The sequence below is a fragment of the Acidicapsa dinghuensis genome, from assembly GCF_025685685.1.
GTDB lineage: Bacteria > Acidobacteriota > Terriglobia > Terriglobales > Acidobacteriaceae > Acidicapsa > Acidicapsa dinghuensis.
Genome location: NZ_JAGSYH010000004.1, coordinates 210,112 through 226,781, shown reverse-complemented (window position 1 = coordinate 226,781; position 16,670 = coordinate 210,112). Strand labels below are relative to the sequence as shown.

The following is a 16,670-nucleotide window of genomic DNA, read 5'->3' as shown; positions in this document are numbered from 1 at the left end:
TGTTGAAGAAATACTGGTAGATTGTGCGTGTTACGTGAAAATGTCCGACCGCCGCAGTCGAGAGTTCCGCTTCAATGTAGAGATCGACCCGGTTCGTCTGTTTCACTGCTGACATGCCTCAGTTTCGGCGGATTATTTTTCGCGTTGCGGTGACCAGCTCACGCCGAACGAATAGGTAGGATGGTAGAACTCGCGCTGCGTGTCGTATTTCTGACTGCCATAGTAGAAGCCGAATTCCTCGTTGGTAAGGTTCAGTCCGGAGACGATCAACTTCAGGCCGTGGGGAAGCACGTAGCTGCCTTGGGCATCTACCTGGGTGTGGGGATAGTTATAGTAGTCTCCGAGCGGGCCCTGTAGTCCGCCTGGCGCCCCGTCGGCATACTGATACTGGTAGATGCTGGCCCCGTTGAAGTTGATGTTCATTTGCATCGCGAGAGGACCGCGATTATAGGTGGGCCCGATGTTGAAGAGATTGGGAGCGTCCTCCAGCAGGCGCGGCTTATCACTGCGCCCGGCGATGCCGCTGGTCTGGGAGCCGATGTAGCTGTAGTTGGCATTCATGCCGAGGCCGCCAAGGAAGCCGGGCAGATTGGACCAGTGCTGCAGGTACTGTAATTCAATGCCGCTGATCCAAGCGCTGCCGGCGTTGATGTAGTAGGTAGCGAGATACGTGCCCTGATCCGAAGATGGCGCGCCCGGAGGCAGGTAGTTGTCCAGCACCTTCTGGGTGCTGACAGGCGGAAGTGAGAGATACTTGAAGAAATACCCGCCGGATAACACGCCGAAGGTCTTGAAGTAGTGTTCGTAGAGGACGTCGATATCGTCGCCGGTTTCCGCCTTGAGATTGGGGTTGCCAAAGGCGACGGTATTTTTGTAGGCGCCGTTTCCGCCGGTGCCCCAGCTCACGTCTTCCGCCAGCCACTGCTCTTCGGGGCGGGAGACGCCGCGTGCGTAGATCAGGCGCATATAGCTGTCGCGTCCGGCGTTGAAGCGCAGCGACGCGCTGGGGAGCAGGTCGTAATAGGAGCCTGAAAAGTGATTCGGCGTGGCATCGCCGTTGGGATCGAACGCCAGGTTGTGCACGTTCTCCGTGGTGATCTCAGCGCGCAGACCCAAGACCAGGCGGACGCCGTTGGAGAAGTCGGTGGTATTCATCACGTAGAAGGCCGGAATATGCTCGACCAGCCCGTAGTTCGCGGAATTCACCCCCTTGTCGTTGGAAAAGGCGAAATCGGCGGGATGCTGGTTAACGTAATTTTGGACGGCGCCGAACCAAACATTGTAGCCGTCCTTGTACGCGCCGTTGTAGTAGTTCGGCTGCGTGAGTTGGTTGGGGAAGTTCGTCATCGGGACACCGGCGCCGGCGCCGGCGTAATTCGCGTAGTCGTTGTACTGGTTGTTGTATTTGTGCATGCTGCGAAACTTAGCCCCGTACTCAAACGTGGAGAGATGGCCGCCGAGGTGCCAGCGGAATGCGCCCGAACCCTGAACTCCGATATTGATCTGCTCCTCGTGGCCGGGCTCACGCTGGGTCCCGGTGAAGGCGTAGTTCTGGGGGCTGTTGATCTCGGCAAAACATGCCGGGGTCCACTGGGGCAGGTGGTAGTCCGTGGTCGCGCCTTGGTTGAACTGGCAGGAACTGGTGCTGGCCACGTCGGTGAAGTTGCCCGACTCAAAAGGATTATCGCCAAAGTAGCCAGCTCCGACCGCGGCGCTCCACGAGTACCAGGTATTAGTCAGAACATGCGTGCCGCTGAGCTGAATGCTGTCGGAATAAATCCGGGCGTCTTCAGCCTGGTTATAGTAACGCGGTGGGGTGTTGCATGGCGGAGCGGTTGCCCCTGTGGTTGTGTTGGTGGCGCAGCCGGTGTTGCCGGGATTGATCAATTGGACGCCGGGCGTGTTGTCGAAAAGGCTGTAAACCGATTTGTCGCCGCTGTCGCGGGTGAAGGTATAGAGATAGCGCAAAAAGATAGTGGAGCCGGGCTTGATGCGGTAATCCAGGCTGCCGCCCGATCCATAGCGGGGGCGGTGGAACATGTACGTGCGGAGGTCCTGGGAGTCATCCCACACTACGGTCTGATTGTTGGCGAGCGAGGCCATATCCGGGGTGGGCTCGACGTCGTTATAGCCGGTGCCATCGAAGTCATACTCTCCGCCGATGATGAAGCCAAGCTTCTTGTTGGCCCCAAAGCGCCTGCCCCAGGTGCCGTATACATTCGCGTTTGGACGGGCGTTTTCGATTGGCGTATAGCCACCCATGGCGCTGATGCCACCCATGGCGGTGATTTGGTAGGTCGGGGTATCGCTCGCGGTTTTGGTGACGAGATTGATGGAGCCGCCGATACCGTCGCCATCCATGTTGGCTTCGAGGGTTTTGCTCACCTTGACCGAATCCACGATACCAGTGGGAACAGCGAAGAAATCGAATTCGCGGATACCGGGATCTTCGGAAGGCATGTTGAAGCCGTCGACGGTGGTATTGTTCAAGCGGGGCTCAGTGCCGCGCACTGCCACAAAATTATCCTGACCCTCATTGCGCGTCAGGGCGACGCTGGCCATACGACCGATCGCGTCGCCCAAGTTGCGGTCTGGCAGGCTGGTGATGGTCTGGCTAGGCATGACCTGGATGAGGTTGTCCGCGGCGCGCTCTTCATTGACCGCTTCCACTTCAGCCGAAGCGCTCGTCGCCGTCACCAGTACGGATTGGTTGTTCGAGGCGACCTGGAGTTGCAGGCTCACAAGGGTCGATATCCCCGCATTCACCGTGACGGTTTTTGTCAGTTTCTGAAAGCCAATGTAGCTGACGGAAATCTCATAGTCACCGGACTGTAGGCCACTGAAGAAAAACCGGCCCTGCTCGTCAGTGGAAACAATCAGGCCTTTGGCGGGGACGGATACCTGGGCTCCTCTCAATACGGCGCCAGCAGAATCCGTTAGCGTACCAGAAATGGATCCGGCTTGATTTTGCGCGGTTCCACCAAAGATCACGCCCTTTGTTTGTGCGCTGATACGGGGTACAAAGATCGAAACCAACAATACAGAGACGAGGAGCAAAGCAGGACGAAATGCAAAGAAGGTTTTGGACTTCACGGGTTCTCCTGGAAGTGAATTCAGTCAATCGCTTTTGGCTGATTCGTGCGCTATTGAACGGCATAAACAAACAACACGACTCAGTCTGGTGCTGGAGAACCAAGTCTATGGAGCCGAAGCTGAAGGCAATCTGAAGGTTCAGCTGGATTCATCGAAGATTGAAAGAAGATTTACCGGCTCTTGATAAACGAGCTGTAAGTATGGACGCCGCATGAAACCTGCGCTGCAAACGAGCTTTCACAGCCACGTGGAATTCCCAGCACCCTGTGCTTGTCACGGCAGAGGTCAAAACCAACATGGACGAATATGTATGGTCCGCCGTGTGACTGCAAGGAAAAGCTGAGGGCAAGAAGACAAGTCTGCGCAAATGTATTCGGCCTTCGAAGGAGAGGAGTTCTCCTGGCCAGGATGAGTTGCGCGCGTATCTGTCCTTATTAGCCGGTCTGTTGTTGTCAACCAATTCGTCCAGTCGCCATCTTGTACACAACTCTCCTACAGATCTCATTGCGAGTGACGAAGCCAGTTATCCCGGTAGCCGGTTTTACGGCCAGGTGGACTGGATTTGTAGATACTGGCGGACACTCCGTACTAATCCGCCGCCAATGAGTCAGGCGATTATGGATCTAGTGACACCGACTGGCCCTCGTTCCTACTCAGTTGAATGCCGGGTCACGCTACAACCGTGGATGGATTCTGTCCGAATTCGTTTTCGAATCTCATGTATCCGGACGTTATGTGTTGGACGACTTTGTCAAGCAGACTCTGCCAATGCGTTCATTAAGGATGGACGACAATTCTTGAGTCATCCTCTCGATAGGGATGCAAACAGGTGATGCGACCACACTCCACTGTAGATCGGAATGCGCGGTACGCATCAAGCCATCTGCTAGTCCACAAGTGGTACTCATCGCACCACTTGTATTGACACGGTCAGGCCAGCATTTACACCAAATAGGGTGTGGCGCGCCAACCGGTAATGATGCAAGATTACTGATATCAAGCAAAACGATTTGTTGACATTGTAAGCGGGAGTATGTCCATGAGCAGCTATGAAGTGACACGCGCGAGCGTAGAACTATCGCGTCAAGAGGATCCTGCCCCAACTTTGCTTGAGCGAACCCTTGACTGGCTTGAGCAAAATGACGAGTTAGTCAGTGGTGGATCGACCGATGGTCGTTATGGGGAGATGCGGAGCGATGATTCCAACGACTTGGCAAAAGCGCTCGCTTCTGTGGAGCGTCAAACCAAAGAGCTTCTCACGAACACAAAGGGTGACAAAATTAAAGGTGCCACAGCTGTTATTGAGTTCCTGCAATCAAACGCAAACCACTCCAGTGCCTTGATTTGCGTGACCTGCGAGTGAGCCCAAGCCTGAGGTCAGCGTAGTATGAACGCGAGATATAGAACAGCCTGGATATCGATCAAAATGCGGCTGGAGTGTTCGATTGATCTTGAGTTGAATGCTGTGTATGTCGCAAAGTATGTCAGGAAAGTGATGTTGCATCGAAGGCGGATGCGGCGTTGGTTTATGAATAGTTCGTATTCTTGTAACCGAAATTACATTCCCTCTTCATCATCAGTGGCCAAGAATTGAGCCTAATCAATTCTCGGCTCTTTTCAGATGGATAATTCCAGTTCCTCATCCAGATCTCGCTCACCGGTTGCGCAATATGTGCGCATGTCCACTGAGCATCAGCAATACTCAACCGAGAACCAGATGTTCGCAATCGTGCGATATGCGCAAGCGCATGATATGGACATTGTTCGAACTTATTCGGATCATGGCAAGAGCGGACTCACTCTGATCGGCCGTTCCGGACTTCAACAACTTCTCGCTGATGTAAGTAGTGGCGATGTCGATTTTGTGGCGGTCCTGGTATACGATGTGAGCCGCTGGGGACGCTTTCAGAACCCAGATCAGGGTGCTTCGTACGAATTCTCGTTGACGTCATCTGGCGTGATGGTGCACTACTGCGCCGAAGAGTTCAGGAACGACGGAAGCCTTTCCTCAGCTCTTCTGAAAACGGTAAAGCGCGGGATGGCAGGGGAGTACAGCCGGGAACTGTCTGTGAAAGTATGGGCGGGCCAAAGACGGCTCATCGAATTGGGATACAGGCAGGGTGGTCCCGCGGGATACGGGTTGCGCCGGCATTTAATCGATCAAAACCATCAATTCAAACAAGTGCTCGGACACGGGGACCGCAAGAGTCTTCAAACCGATCGAGTGATCCTCGTCCCAGGCCCGGAGATAGAAGTTTCGATCGTTCGGCAGATCTATCGCAGGTTTTTAGAAGAGCGTCGTTCGGAAACAGAAATTGCGCAATGGCTAAACGCAGAAGGTGTGCCCTGGCAATTTGGCCGCTGTTGGACTCGTGAGAATATACGTCAAATCCTCACCAACCCCAAATACATTGGGACGAACACCTACAACCGAACCTCCTATAAGCTTCACGTCAAGCGGATTAACAATCCTCCGGAGCAATGGATTCAAAGACATCACGCTTTTGAGCCGGTGATCGACCATGACCAGTTCACTCAGGCTCAACAAATCATTCTCTCCCGCAATAGCCATCTTTCGAACGACGAGATCCTGATCCGCCTCAAACGCTTACTCAACGCAAAGGGCTATTTGACAGGGTTGTTGATTGAGGAGTGCGATGAGCTTCCCACCTGCTCGACAATTGCCCGGCGATTCGGGTGTCTGATCCGTGCATACAAGTTGATTGGATGGACGCCGCTACGCGACTTGGAATACGTGGAGATTAATCGCCATCTTCGGAGACGATATGGAGAACTCGTCTCGACGATATCGGAGCAACTTCGCGCTAACGGAGCGTCTCTATCCGTCGATCCGGATACAGATCTTTTGACGATCAACGACGAGTACTCGGTGTCGGTTGTCGTTGTTCGCTGTAAATCGCTCGCATCCGGAGCCCGACGATGGTTGGTGCGATTTGATTCATTGCTGCGTCCCGATATAACCATCGCCGCTCGTCTGACCCCTGAAAACGATGCGATATTTGACTACTACATTCTGCCAAGAGTGTTCGAGTTCGGTGATCGGATTCACCTCCGCGATGACAACCCGCTGACTCTCGATGTCTATCGATTCGAAACGCTGGACTACTTTATTGAGATCGCCCGCCGAACACAGATTGAGGCGATCGCATGAATCCTCAGCCAATTGAGATGATTCCTGTCGCGAATATTCGGATCGCCAATCCAAGAAAGCGCAATCAGGTAGTATGGCAAGCGCTCGTTGCAAGCATCCGGGCGGTCGGCTTGAAAAAGCCGATTACAGTATCGAGACGCGCGGAGCCGACAGAGGAGGGTGCTACGTTTGATTTAGTTTGCGGTCAGGGCCGATTGGAAGCAGTGAAAGAACTTGGAGGTTCGGATATACCGGCAATCGTGATCGAAGCGCCAGAGCCAGATCGATATCTCATGAGCCTGGTCGAAAATATCGCTCGCAAAGCTCCCTCGCACAAGAGCCTCTACTACGAAATCAAGAGTTTGCTGGCCCGCGGTTATGACACCACCACTATTTCTGACAAGCTCGGGCTGGGCCGAACCTATGTAACGGGAATGGTTCACCTCGTCCGCAACGGGGAAACACGGCTCATTCAAGCGGTAGAAGGAGAAGAACTGCCGGTTTCGGTAGCTGTCGCTATAGCGAATGGAAACGATGAAAACATTCAGCAAGCTCTCGCGGAAGGCTACAAGAGTGGTGAGTTTCGTGGTTCGCGGCTTCAGGCAGTACGCAAGATGATCAAGCAACGTTCAGCCAATCAGGAAACGAACTCAGACTCAGGACGGGACGACGGTGCACCGATCACCGGATCAGCACTCATTCGAATATACAAGGAGCGAATTGCCGAACAGCAACAGCTTGTTAGTAGGGCAGATCATCTAGGCGAGCAAATTCTGGTGATTGTATCTGCAATGGAAGCATTGCTGGCGGATGAGGACTTCCGCACATTACTCCGGGCGGAGGGTTTGCTCGACATGCCAGAACCCCTGCGTCTACGAATGAAATAGGAGGATAGGTGCCTCTAATCAAAGCTTCCTTTGAACGCTCAGTTGTCCAACTTTCGATAGCGAGCATTATTCCTCAGCGCCAGATTCCTTATGATCAGAGACGGGTCCTGTTCTATAAACAGATCGAAGCATCAATCAGAGAAGTAGGAATGATCGAGCCGCTTGTCGTCTATCCACAAAATGCCAACCAATTTCTGCTTCTGGATGGACACCTTCGACTAGACGTTCTCAAGAGGAAGGGAATCTCGGTGGCCAAATGCATTATCGCCACTGATGACGAAGCATATACCTACAACAGGCGCGTGAACATTATTCCGCCTGTGGCTCAGCATTTGATGCTGCAGAAGGCGCTTGAAAATGGGTTATCGGAAGAGCGAATCGCCGCCGCCCTTCACGTTGATGTGCAAGCAATCAAACGAAAGCGCACTATGTTGGATGGAGTCTGCGCTGAAGCTGTAAAGCTTCTCGAGACAAAGATGGTTAGTGCCAGGGCCATCGGTTACTTGAAGAAAATGAAACCGTTACGTCAGATTGAAGCTGCCGAACACATGATAGCCAGTTCAGTTTACAGTGCCAGTTTTGTGCATGCCATCCTACTGGCCACCAAGTCTGATCTGCTTGCTAATCCGAGCCAGAGACAAAACTCAGCGTCATCGACGATAAGAAACTCTTTTGTCCTGGAGAATGAGAATCTGGTAAAGGATCTCAAACGCCTCAAGGCCAATCTGGGTAAGGAAGCTCTTGTATCTGCCGTTTGCCTCGGATACGTCCGTCGCTTAATCGGGAATCCCAAAGTCCGTCGATATTTAGACCGAAAGCACTCTGACATCCTCCGTGTTTTCGAGGACAATATTTTAAAGAGGTACGAAACGGACAAGCAAGGTGCGAGCTTTATCTCGCCCGGAAACCAGTGACGTACAGCAATCGGAAGTAACCCTCTCCAACCTCCGGTGCAACCGGATTTTACTTCCTATCTCTAGTATCGTGAAAAATTTGGCTGGTGTGGTAAGTGAGCTAATTTCGTTAAACTCTTTGAATGGAGATCAAACCAGTATTAATAATCGGTGCGGAGGATGATGGCATGCCAACGACGGGAATGTGCCTGGCGTGCCTTGAACAAATGGCGGTTCCCGACCCACATTCTTTATCTGCCGACGACAATCTAAAATGGATCCAAGCGCACTTTGATCAGCATGTGCGACTAAAGCATCGTAATGACGGCCAAGAGGATTTCTCCGTCGGTACCGAGAACTCAACCTCGCATATCAACTAGCGAGTGATTTCTCCAAAAATCTGACCCATCCTGCCAACCTTCTTTTGGTTCCAACGGGCTATATTCGGTTTCTCTCTTGTTTTGTCTCTGGAGGGATTCATGGAAGCGAATGCGTGTTTTATCTCGGATGAGCAGTATGTCGACGACGCTCGATTTTCCGATCCAGATAACTTGCTGACAGCAAAAAACAGCGAGCCTATGCTTCAATCCGAGGCCGAAGCAAATCCCAAACAGGAAGCTTCGCTTAAGGTCATTGAGGGTCTTTTCGTCCAAGCGCGTGCAATTCAGCGGCACATGAGTATGCCAATGCTAGAGGAACGAGAGGCGTATCTCGCATATCTGCTTCGATTGGGCCGAAGCCGGAAATATGTAATCAACACTGCGACGCTCGTATGTCACGTGCTGCAACACGTTCGCTATACCGAGTCGCTGATGATCGGTGAATCTGAAATCTCTCGCGCTTCACTCGAATGGGCCTCAGAAGTATCCGCGAACGCGCGCGGTCGCGCAAACAGGACAGGACTATTTAGAGCTGCCGCACGTAATTGGTTTCGATTTCTGGGCCGCTATGAGTTTAGGCCACCGGAATCCTTTCGTTTCAAGGAATATCTCGAACAGTATGTAAGCGCCTTGCAATATGAAATGCACTACCAACGCGTGACCATCGAAGGCACAGCAGGCCGGATCAAGCGGTTTCTGAAATGGGTCTCGTTGCGGCGAACTTTTCTAGCATCAGTCACTTTGGAAGATGTGGGTTTGTTTCTCGCAGAACAGAAAGAGACTGGTTGCGGCTACTACTCCATCGTTGCACATTGCAAATCCCTGAGAACGTTCTTCGGTTTCGCAGAACAGCACGGCTGGAACACTTGCGGCTTGAGCAAGATGATTAAAGTGCCTCGTTATCGAAATCGCGACACGTTCGTGGGATGTCCGGCATGGAAACAGGTACGCGCGATGCTGGCGTTCCTAGATGATTCGAAACCATCCCATTGCCGAGCCAAGGCAATTTTGATGTTAGCTTCCATCTATGGCATGCGGTGTTCTGAAATCGTCCGTCTCACTCTTGGAGATCTGGATTGGCGCAATGAGATTCTGACGGTACACCGGGCGAAGCGCGGACGAACCCAACAGTTCCCTCTACAGTATGAAGTAGGCGAGGCCATTATTCGATATTTGCGAACGGTCCGACCGCGATCTGCTGTTCGGAACCTCTTCTTAACCTTAAAGACGCCGTATCGGCCCGTTGTACACCTCTCACAATCCATGGTGGCATTTCTGAGAAGAACAAAGGCGATTGAACCGCCGTGTGGACTACATGCATTTCGCCACGCATGTGCGACTGAGCTATTGCGTAAAAGAACCTCGCTTGGGGGAATTGCGGACTTTTTAGGCCATCGTGGATTGGGATCGGTGAGCATCTATGCTCATTGCGATCTTCGTACTTTGCGGAAGGTAGCGGACTTTAGTCTCCGCAGTGTCCTATGAAACTGTTCGAGGCGGTGGAACGGTACGTAACTCGCAGGCGCGTGGAAGGGCTGCAATTTATGAGCGGCCAAGCCGTGCTTCGTGCTCTCTGCAAGCACTGCGGCAATATCGACCTTGGCGACCTTTCGTCGAGCCAGATCGCAAAATTTACCAGCGCCTCGCGGTTTGCGCCCAAAACGTCCGGGAGTAAATTTAGTATCGTTAAAGGTTTCGTGGATTTTTATGTTATCCGCCACCAAATGTCTCAACTTGTTTTGGAGAAGCCTCCAAGACCCCGTTCCGACCGCCAACCGTTCATCTATGCTTGCAACCAGATCCGGACTTTACTTCATCAAGCCGAGAACGCTGTCCGGCGACGCGACATGTTTGGCGGCGAGACATTTCGCATGATCCTGTTGCTGCTCTACGCGACTGGCATTACACATGAGGAGGTATTGGTTCTCCGAAGATCATCTGTTGACCTGGCCAAGAGGAGAATCAATGTCGATGGCATTTCAACGCGGCAGCCACGGTCGCTTCCGATTGGATTGGAGCTGCGACGCGAATTGACGAAATACATGAACTCGACGCGAAAATTGAGCCGAAGAGAAGATCTGCTTTTTCGTCGTAATAACGGCCAACCAATCCAGTATTCCAACTTAACGGCAAGATTCGCGGTTTTGCGCAAAGATGCAAATTTGATGCCGTCAGCACAATGCCAGGTTCCACGTATCCTCGATTTGCGATTTACATTTGCAGTTCATAGGCTCACACAATGGATTCGGACTGGGAAAAATCTCAATGACCTCATCCCCGCATTATCGACCTACATGGGCTATTCAACATTGACCAGGGCGGAGCAGTTTCTCGCGTTTGTGCCTGAGCGATTCAAAGAAGACCTAAAGAAACTAAGTCCAGCGAAAGGACGGAGGCGCTGGTGCGAGAATGTGCAGTTGATGAATTTTCTCGCGTCACTCTGAGTAGCTTTCCGGCAATGGTATTTGAATTAGTCGGAGCCAAAGGCGCCGGCTAGGACGTCCGCGACCACCTGGTCAAGATCGGCATCGGGCAAGATAACCAAAGAGCTTACTCTTTAGTGGCATTGCCCTCTGTAACAACAAACTCTTATTCTCCTCGTTCATATGGCCTTCCGAAAGAGTTTAAATCTCGGTCCGTTGCGTATTAACGCATCGAAAAGCGGGCTTGGCTATTCTGTTGGAGGGCGCGGCTTTCGGATTGGCCGAGACGCGAAAGGTCGTCCATACAAGTCCTTCTCGATCCCCGGCACTGGAATTTACAACCGAACCTATGCTGGAGGAAAAGCGAAATCCCGCGGAAATCAATATGCTGTTTCTTCGCAAAGAAACACAGCCTTTTCAGGTGGGAAGCGTGTCTCCTCTCGGAAGCTTGCAACGACCATCGGCTATTTCGTGATGGCGGGCTTGATCTATCTCTTACTGTCCTGGGTTAGCCGTTTGTTTTGAGGGGAAGCTATGTCTTTTGAACAGGTACCTTTCGGAGAGAGTGTCGAATTTGCCGAAAACACCGAACCACGTTGCCCATGCCTTCTTCTTCTCGATACATCCGGGTCGATGCAGGGAAAAGCGATCAATGAGTTGAATGCGGGAATACGTCAATTGCGCGATGAATTGTTCGCGGACGAAATGGCCCAAAAACGCGTCGAAGTTGCGATTGTTGGTTTTGGGCCGGTACAAACCTTGAGTGAATTTCAGACCCCCGACATATTCCAGCCGCCAACGTTGATGGCCAGCGGCGACACCCCGATCGGCGCCGCAATCGAAGCAGGTTTGGATCTGCTGGATCAGCGGAAGCAGACCTACCGCAACAACGGCGTCACTTACTATCGCCCATGGGTCTTTCTGATCACGGACGGTGGTCCAACCGATTATTGGCAAGCGGCCGCAGAACGAGTGAAGAAAGGAGAAGCATCCAATCGCTTTTCGTTTTTCGCGGTTGGGGTGGAAGGCGCGCGGATGGACATACTTTCGCAAATCACCACGCGAGAGCCGCTGAAATTGCAAGAACTTCGATTTCGGGATCTCTTCAAGTGGCTATCGAATTCGCTGTCCGCAGTCTCCAAGTCTCAGGTTGGGACGCAAGTTGCACTGGAAAACCCGACCGGTCCGAACGGTTGGGGATCCGTCGGATGATAGGGGATTGGAAACACGTTTCGGCTTCGGTGATTGGCACGGCACATCTTAAAGCAGATAACGGCATATGCCAGGATGCTCATCGCTGTGCCTATGCGGCCGATGTCGATCGGCTGGTGTGTATTGTCAGTGACGGAGCCGGATCGGCTTCTCGTTCGGCTGAAGCCTCGCGTCTTGTCTGTGATCGCATAGCGTTCAACATTACCCGGGCTCCAGAAGACGATGTGCACACATCAGGATTTGCAAAAAGGGCTGTCTCTGAGTTGCGCCTCGATCTCGAAGAATTGGCGGAGGCCAGCGATCTTCCACTGCGGGAATTCGCTTGCACGGTTCTAGTCGCCATAATTTCGGACAACATATGTACCTTTTGGCAAATTGGAGACGGGGCAATTTGTTTTCGTTGCGCTGAAACAGAGGAATATCGCGTTGCGTTCTGGCCGAACAAAGGCGAGTACGCGAATATGACCTTTTTTGTAACGGACGCAAATGTTACCGATGAGCTTGAATTCGACTCCCTCGATCTCCGGGTCGCGGATGTGGCGCTGTTCAGCGATGGACTCGAAAGGCTGGCTCTCGATTTCAAGACTCGCGAAGCGCACCCAAAATTCTTTGCCGGTTTCTTTCCTTATCTTTATGGCGAACCTGCCGGAGAGGTTTTAGGCATTCAAACGCAGCTTGAGCAATTTCTCGGATCGGACCGGGTCAACGCCAAGACTGATGACGACAAGACACTGATCTTGGCCACGCGGGAGTGCTTGTGAGTCTTACGCCTGGTAGCACGATTTATGGGGATAACGGATCGACCTACCGATTGGGTCGTGAGATCGGTAGGGGAGGGCAGGGATCGGTATGGTCTCTCGACAATGAGAGTGGTCTCGTGGCCAAGTTCTATCACAATCCTTTAGGGGCAGACGAAGCCGCCAAGCTTACGGCCATGTGTCGACTGCGAAGTGAGCAACTTTCGACTGTCGCGGCATGGCCAATCACACTTCTGAAATCCACCCGAAATGGAAGCGCTGGAGGTCTCCTGATGCGCAAAATTGCTGGCTTCCATTCGGTTCATCAACTTTACGGAATGAAGAGCCGTCTCAAATTTTTCCCGGAAGCCCAATTCCCGTTTTTGTTACATACCGCAATCAACACAGCGCGGGCCTTTGCGACGATTCACGACAGTGGGCAGGTGATCGGTGATGTCAATCACAGCAACCTGATGATTTCGGAGAACGCAACAGTCGCTTTGATCGATTGTGACAGCTTCCAGATAACCGAAGGCGATCGGAAATACTACTGCCCGGTAGGGGTTCCTGAATTCACGCCCCCTGAACTGCAAGGAAGTAGCTTTAACGGTCAGGTGAGAACGGCACAGCACGACGCGTTCGGGCTCGGTGTCCTGATTTTTTATTTGCTCTTTCTCGGGCGTCATCCCTTCATGGGCATGTATGATCGCGGGCGCGACGAGATGCTTTCCCTGGATCAGGCAATTGGACGGTACGCGTTTCCCTATGGCTACGAGCAAACTTCGCCAGAAGTCAGGTTGCCGTCGTTCATACCCCGCCTCAACGATTATCCAGCCTCGATCGGATCACTTTTCAAGCAATCCTTCACGCGAGAATCGGTACTTCACGGAAGACCGCACGCACGAATCTGGGTCGATACATTGAGCCTGCTTGCGAAGGAGCTTCGCCAATGCCAGGGCAATCCTAATCATCATTTCTACAGTCGTCTGACGGAGTGTCCCTGGTGTCGGATGGAAGGTGTTTTGGGCACACCTGTGTTCGGCATCAAGATCGCCATCATCCAGGGCTCAAGCGGATTCAATTTACTCGCGATCTGGAGTGAAATCGAATTGATTAAGGCGAATCCCGAGCAAGTTGCACTGCCGGATATCAAACAGATCCAGGCAGGTTTGCAGCCGCATTCATCAATCCCGGCACTTGTCCGTTCGCGACGCAAATATCATCTCCTCGCTCTCGGGCTCGTTGTTATTGCGGCGGTTTTCGCGTTCTCTATCCTTCCGTCCTTTGCCGCGATCGGTGTTATCGTTATCGCGTTCTTCTGCTCCCACGCGCTCTGGAAAAAAGGAAGCGCCTTGGTGGTCCATTTTCACGAAGATCAACGGGAGGCGAAAGAGAGATACGATTCGACTGTGGGAAGTTTGAAAGACTCGGAGAATGTTCCGGCAGAATTCGTCGGGGAGCGCCAGAAACTTGCGCGAGCGAAGGCCGACTATCAGGGCCTGGAACCAGAAAAAGCGAAACGTCTGGCCGAACTTCAAGCGGCGCGCGAAAGGAAGCAGCGACAGCATTTCCTCGAAACATTTCGAATTGAAGACGAAATTATCCATGGCATAGGTCCCAAGTTCAAGGCGATCTTGAAAATGTGGAACATCGAAGACGCTTGGGATGTCGACGCAGGAAAGATTTCCGGAATAAAGGGATTCGGCCCTGTGAAGATTAATACCCTCATCGCTTGGAGACGGGGCAAAGAAGCGCAATTTCGTTTTGACCCGCGTCGGCCCGTTGATACTCGCGACATTCACGCTCTTGAACAAGAATTCGCACAGAAACGTCAGGCGCTGCAGAATACTCTGCGGTCCGGCCCCGAAAGATTGCGTCAGACAATCGGTGTTTGGCGAGCGAGGCGCCGTCAGGTTGCGGGGCAACTTCGCTCAGCCGCCCAGCAATTAGCGCAGGCGGAGATGAACCGGAAGGCATTGAAGGTTTTATAAAGCCAACATCAAGAGAGCGACGACCCTCGACACACCTCGGAGGAGCACGAATTCATGAAAATATCCGCGCTAGAATAACCGACGCGAGGCTGCTGCTGAAATTCGGTTGCGTGTCATCAAACTTATCGCCTACCTTGATCGACTCGACAGGCACGTCACCATGATTGGTGTGGATCGGCGTGCCCGCTGCAAAAACATAAACTACAAACGTCAAGCTGCAGTTTCAGGTGCTTACCACGAAACTTGCTCCGCGTGCCAGCCAATGTTCTAGGTCTGTACTGTCGATATGCTTGAACTGCTCGACTAGTCGAACTGCTACGTTCTCCAACTCCTCCTTTGGACCCCAAAAGACCATTGCTGAAACCGTGTCGCAATTTTCACATTGCATACTGGCAAGGATCCCTGAGGCGGCGCAAACAGAAACAATAAAGGTCAAATACTCTAGGTTCCTATTTTCCATACTCATGATTGATTCTGGAGTGGAAAGCGCCTGTTGATTTCTAGCAGCTTCTGTGGCAAGGCACTGGAAGCCTAGGGACTGAACAAGTCTCGCCCATAAGTGCGGCTGATTCCCGTCGACTCTGAGAAAAGCTAATGCTGAATGACTCCCTAACCTCCAGCCACGGAATGGGTCTTCAAGATCAGCTAAAGCGCTTGAAGCAACCCATGCGACGTCGGAATAAATGTTCTCATGGTGGAATTTATCGATCTCTATCGCAGCATCTCCGGTGAGTACAGTGCAACGGGAGATGATCTCACCGATCATTCGGTTATCGGGCTTGAATACCCCGAACTTCTCTAACCTATTCAACACATCGGGCTTTTGCTGGAGATGATCCATCGCTGATTTCCAGTAGGCCCCAGACTTCCATATGGCCATCCGTCTCTCGGCAAATGCAGAGCTAATTGTTTGTAGATCTTTTCCACTGAATCGGACTTTGTCAGGCAATATCCAGAGGCTTGCCCATCGTGCAAGCGCTCCCGCTGGGAGAATATCCGAGAAAAGCTCGCGGGGCGGATCAATGCAGAGACGTGGGCTCATCTTGTCCTCTCAATAGAAAATATGCTCACCGTTTGGGCCATGATAATGCGGTGGCTCAAAAGTTCCGTCTGGAAAATGGTGGCCCCAACAGTGATGATGGAATTCGATTATCTCTCCCTCTTCGTCCAGTGCCCGAATAATTTGATATGGCTGATTTTGAGGCCCTCTCATAGCAGGACTGCCACCCCATACCAGAATACGTTCGATAGGACTGTTCGGATCAGCACCCCATCGATTCAGCGCTTCTTCTAATGCTTCATCTTCGCTATCGCAATCACATTCGAAAGGATTTGCATTATGAACCAGGAATCCGGTTTCACCGACGAAGTAGTCGTGGTCATTGGCGAGAGACTACAATCACGCAGATCATACGAGAGCATCGAAACCGCAGACCTCCACGTCGTAAGCGTAGCCTATCGATGGAGAGCGGGATTTAGCTGATGCGCAATTGGCTCTGGCTTCGCTTTGCACCACTGGACTACTCTTTCAGCGAGCCGATAATAGGGGGACGTAGAACCGCTCAGATCAGGATGCTTCGCGTCGAGAACCCGGTCGATCCATCGATCGATTTCCTGAATCTCCGTCTCGCTAAAGACGGTAGGGTCTTCCAGATTCTCACGCAGGTATTTGCACTGAATTCTGTGGCCTTTATCGAAGTTGTAATTACCGTTTCGGTAAGCCTCGTCACTTAAGCGGCCTATTGCGCGAACCAGCTCGCCCTGAACGGTCGTTGCCTGACCGGTGGTCGGAACCAATTCCGTCCACAGACGTTGGAATTCAGACCGCCAAGCTTCTTTTGAGCCTTTGTCACTGTTTCCCGATTTGGCGGCGGCTTTGCGCGTTGTTTTTGCTGCCATTTAA

General features: G+C 52.2%; 13 protein-coding genes. 10 read left to right on the top strand and 3 right to left on the bottom strand.

Annotated features, from left to right (window positions below):
• Positions 1-132: 132 nt before the first annotated feature.
• Positions 133-3,093, bottom strand: coding sequence for a TonB-dependent receptor (locus OHL22_RS11960; protein WP_263337395.1), 2,961 nt, complete (start codon positions 3,091-3,093; stop codon positions 133-135).
• 1,039 nt (positions 3,094-4,132) lie between these two features.
• Between OHL22_RS11960 and OHL22_RS11955 the strand changes: the two genes are divergently transcribed.
• From OHL22_RS11955 to OHL22_RS11915, 10 genes are all read left to right on the top strand, one after another.
• Positions 4,133-4,456 carry a hypothetical protein gene (locus tag OHL22_RS11955; protein WP_263337393.1) on the top strand — a complete coding sequence of 108 codons (324 nt, stop codon included), beginning with the start codon at positions 4,133-4,135 and terminating at the stop codon, positions 4,454-4,456.
• Between the two features lie 258 nt (positions 4,457-4,714).
• Positions 4,715-6,265, top strand: coding sequence for a recombinase family protein (locus tag OHL22_RS11950; RefSeq protein ID WP_263337392.1), 1,551 nt, complete (start codon positions 4,715-4,717; stop codon positions 6,263-6,265).
• The gene (locus OHL22_RS11945; RefSeq protein ID WP_263337389.1) at positions 6,262-7,131 is read left to right on the top strand and encodes a ParB/RepB/Spo0J family partition protein; all 870 of its coding nucleotides are present in this window, start codon (positions 6,262-6,264) and stop codon (positions 7,129-7,131) included. Before OHL22_RS11950 ends, OHL22_RS11945 begins: the two co-directional genes overlap by 4 nt.
• Before the next feature lie 8 nt (positions 7,132-7,139).
• Complete coding sequence (locus OHL22_RS11940) at positions 7,140-8,045, top strand: plasmid partitioning protein RepB C-terminal domain-containing protein (RefSeq protein ID WP_263337386.1); 906 nt, start codon at positions 7,140-7,142, stop codon at positions 8,043-8,045.
• Between the two features lie 458 nt (positions 8,046-8,503).
• A complete protein-coding gene (locus OHL22_RS11935; protein WP_263337384.1) occupies positions 8,504-9,889 on the top strand; it encodes a tyrosine-type recombinase/integrase in 1,386 nt (461 codons plus the stop codon).
• Positions 9,886-10,848, top strand: a complete 963-nt coding sequence (locus OHL22_RS11930) for a tyrosine-type recombinase/integrase (protein ID WP_263337379.1) — start codon at positions 9,886-9,888, stop codon at positions 10,846-10,848. The genes OHL22_RS11935 and OHL22_RS11930 overlap by 4 nt, the downstream gene beginning before the upstream one ends.
• 162 nt (positions 10,849-11,010) lie before the next feature.
• Entirely contained in the window at positions 11,011-11,352 is a 342-nt protein-coding gene (locus tag OHL22_RS25035) for a DUF4236 domain-containing protein (RefSeq protein WP_377819210.1), read from the top strand.
• Between the two features lie 9 nt (positions 11,353-11,361).
• Positions 11,362-12,039: a vWA domain-containing protein gene (locus OHL22_RS11925; protein WP_263337376.1), complete on the top strand. Its 678-nt coding sequence runs from the start codon at positions 11,362-11,364 to the stop codon at positions 12,037-12,039.
• 29 nt (positions 12,040-12,068) lie between these two features.
• Positions 12,069-12,800: a PP2C family serine/threonine-protein phosphatase gene (locus tag OHL22_RS11920; protein ID WP_263337372.1), complete on the top strand. Its 732-nt coding sequence runs from the start codon at positions 12,069-12,071 to the stop codon at positions 12,798-12,800.
• A gap of 269 nt (positions 12,801-13,069) precedes the next feature.
• Entirely contained in the window at positions 13,070-14,767 is a 1,698-nt protein-coding gene (locus tag OHL22_RS11915; RefSeq protein WP_263337369.1) for a protein kinase domain-containing protein, read from the top strand.
• A 223-nt stretch (positions 14,768-14,990) separates the two neighbouring features.
• Here the strand turns inward: OHL22_RS11915 and OHL22_RS11910 are convergent, their stop codons facing one another.
• Together OHL22_RS11910 and OHL22_RS11905 are read right to left on the bottom strand one after the other, a co-directional pair.
• Positions 14,991-15,647, bottom strand: a complete 657-nt coding sequence (locus OHL22_RS11910) for a hypothetical protein (protein ID WP_263337367.1) — start codon at positions 15,645-15,647, stop codon at positions 14,991-14,993.
• Between the two features lie 575 nt (positions 15,648-16,222).
• Positions 16,223-16,666, bottom strand: coding sequence for a hypothetical protein (locus OHL22_RS11905; RefSeq protein WP_263337364.1), 444 nt, complete (start codon positions 16,664-16,666; stop codon positions 16,223-16,225).
• Positions 16,667-16,670 lie beyond the last annotated feature (4 nt).

Bases quoted from the DNA above. Each gene is read 5' to 3' on its own strand.
- OHL22_RS25035 (WP_377819210.1), top strand. From the start codon at position 11,011: ATGGCCTTCCGAAAGAGTTTAAATCTCGGTCCGTTGCGTATTAACGCA.
- OHL22_RS11905 (WP_263337364.1), bottom strand. From the start codon at position 16,666: ATGGCAGCAAAAACAACGCGCAAAGCCGCCGCCAAATCGGGAAACAGT.
- OHL22_RS11910 (WP_263337367.1), bottom strand. From the start codon at position 15,647: ATGGCCATATGGAAGTCTGGGGCCTACTGGAAATCAGCGATGGATCAT.
- OHL22_RS11935 (WP_263337384.1), top strand. From the start codon at position 8,504: ATGGAAGCGAATGCGTGTTTTATCTCGGATGAGCAGTATGTCGACGAC.
- OHL22_RS11915 (WP_263337369.1), top strand. From the start codon at position 13,070: ATGCGCAAAATTGCTGGCTTCCATTCGGTTCATCAACTTTACGGAATG.
- OHL22_RS11925 (WP_263337376.1), top strand. From the start codon at position 11,362: ATGTCTTTTGAACAGGTACCTTTCGGAGAGAGTGTCGAATTTGCCGAA.
- OHL22_RS11930 (WP_263337379.1), top strand. From the start codon at position 9,886: ATGAAACTGTTCGAGGCGGTGGAACGGTACGTAACTCGCAGGCGCGTG.
- OHL22_RS11955 (WP_263337393.1), top strand. From the start codon at position 4,133: ATGAGCAGCTATGAAGTGACACGCGCGAGCGTAGAACTATCGCGTCAA.
- OHL22_RS11945 (WP_263337389.1), top strand. From the start codon at position 6,262: ATGAATCCTCAGCCAATTGAGATGATTCCTGTCGCGAATATTCGGATC.
- OHL22_RS11950 (WP_263337392.1), top strand. From the start codon at position 4,715: ATGGATAATTCCAGTTCCTCATCCAGATCTCGCTCACCGGTTGCGCAA.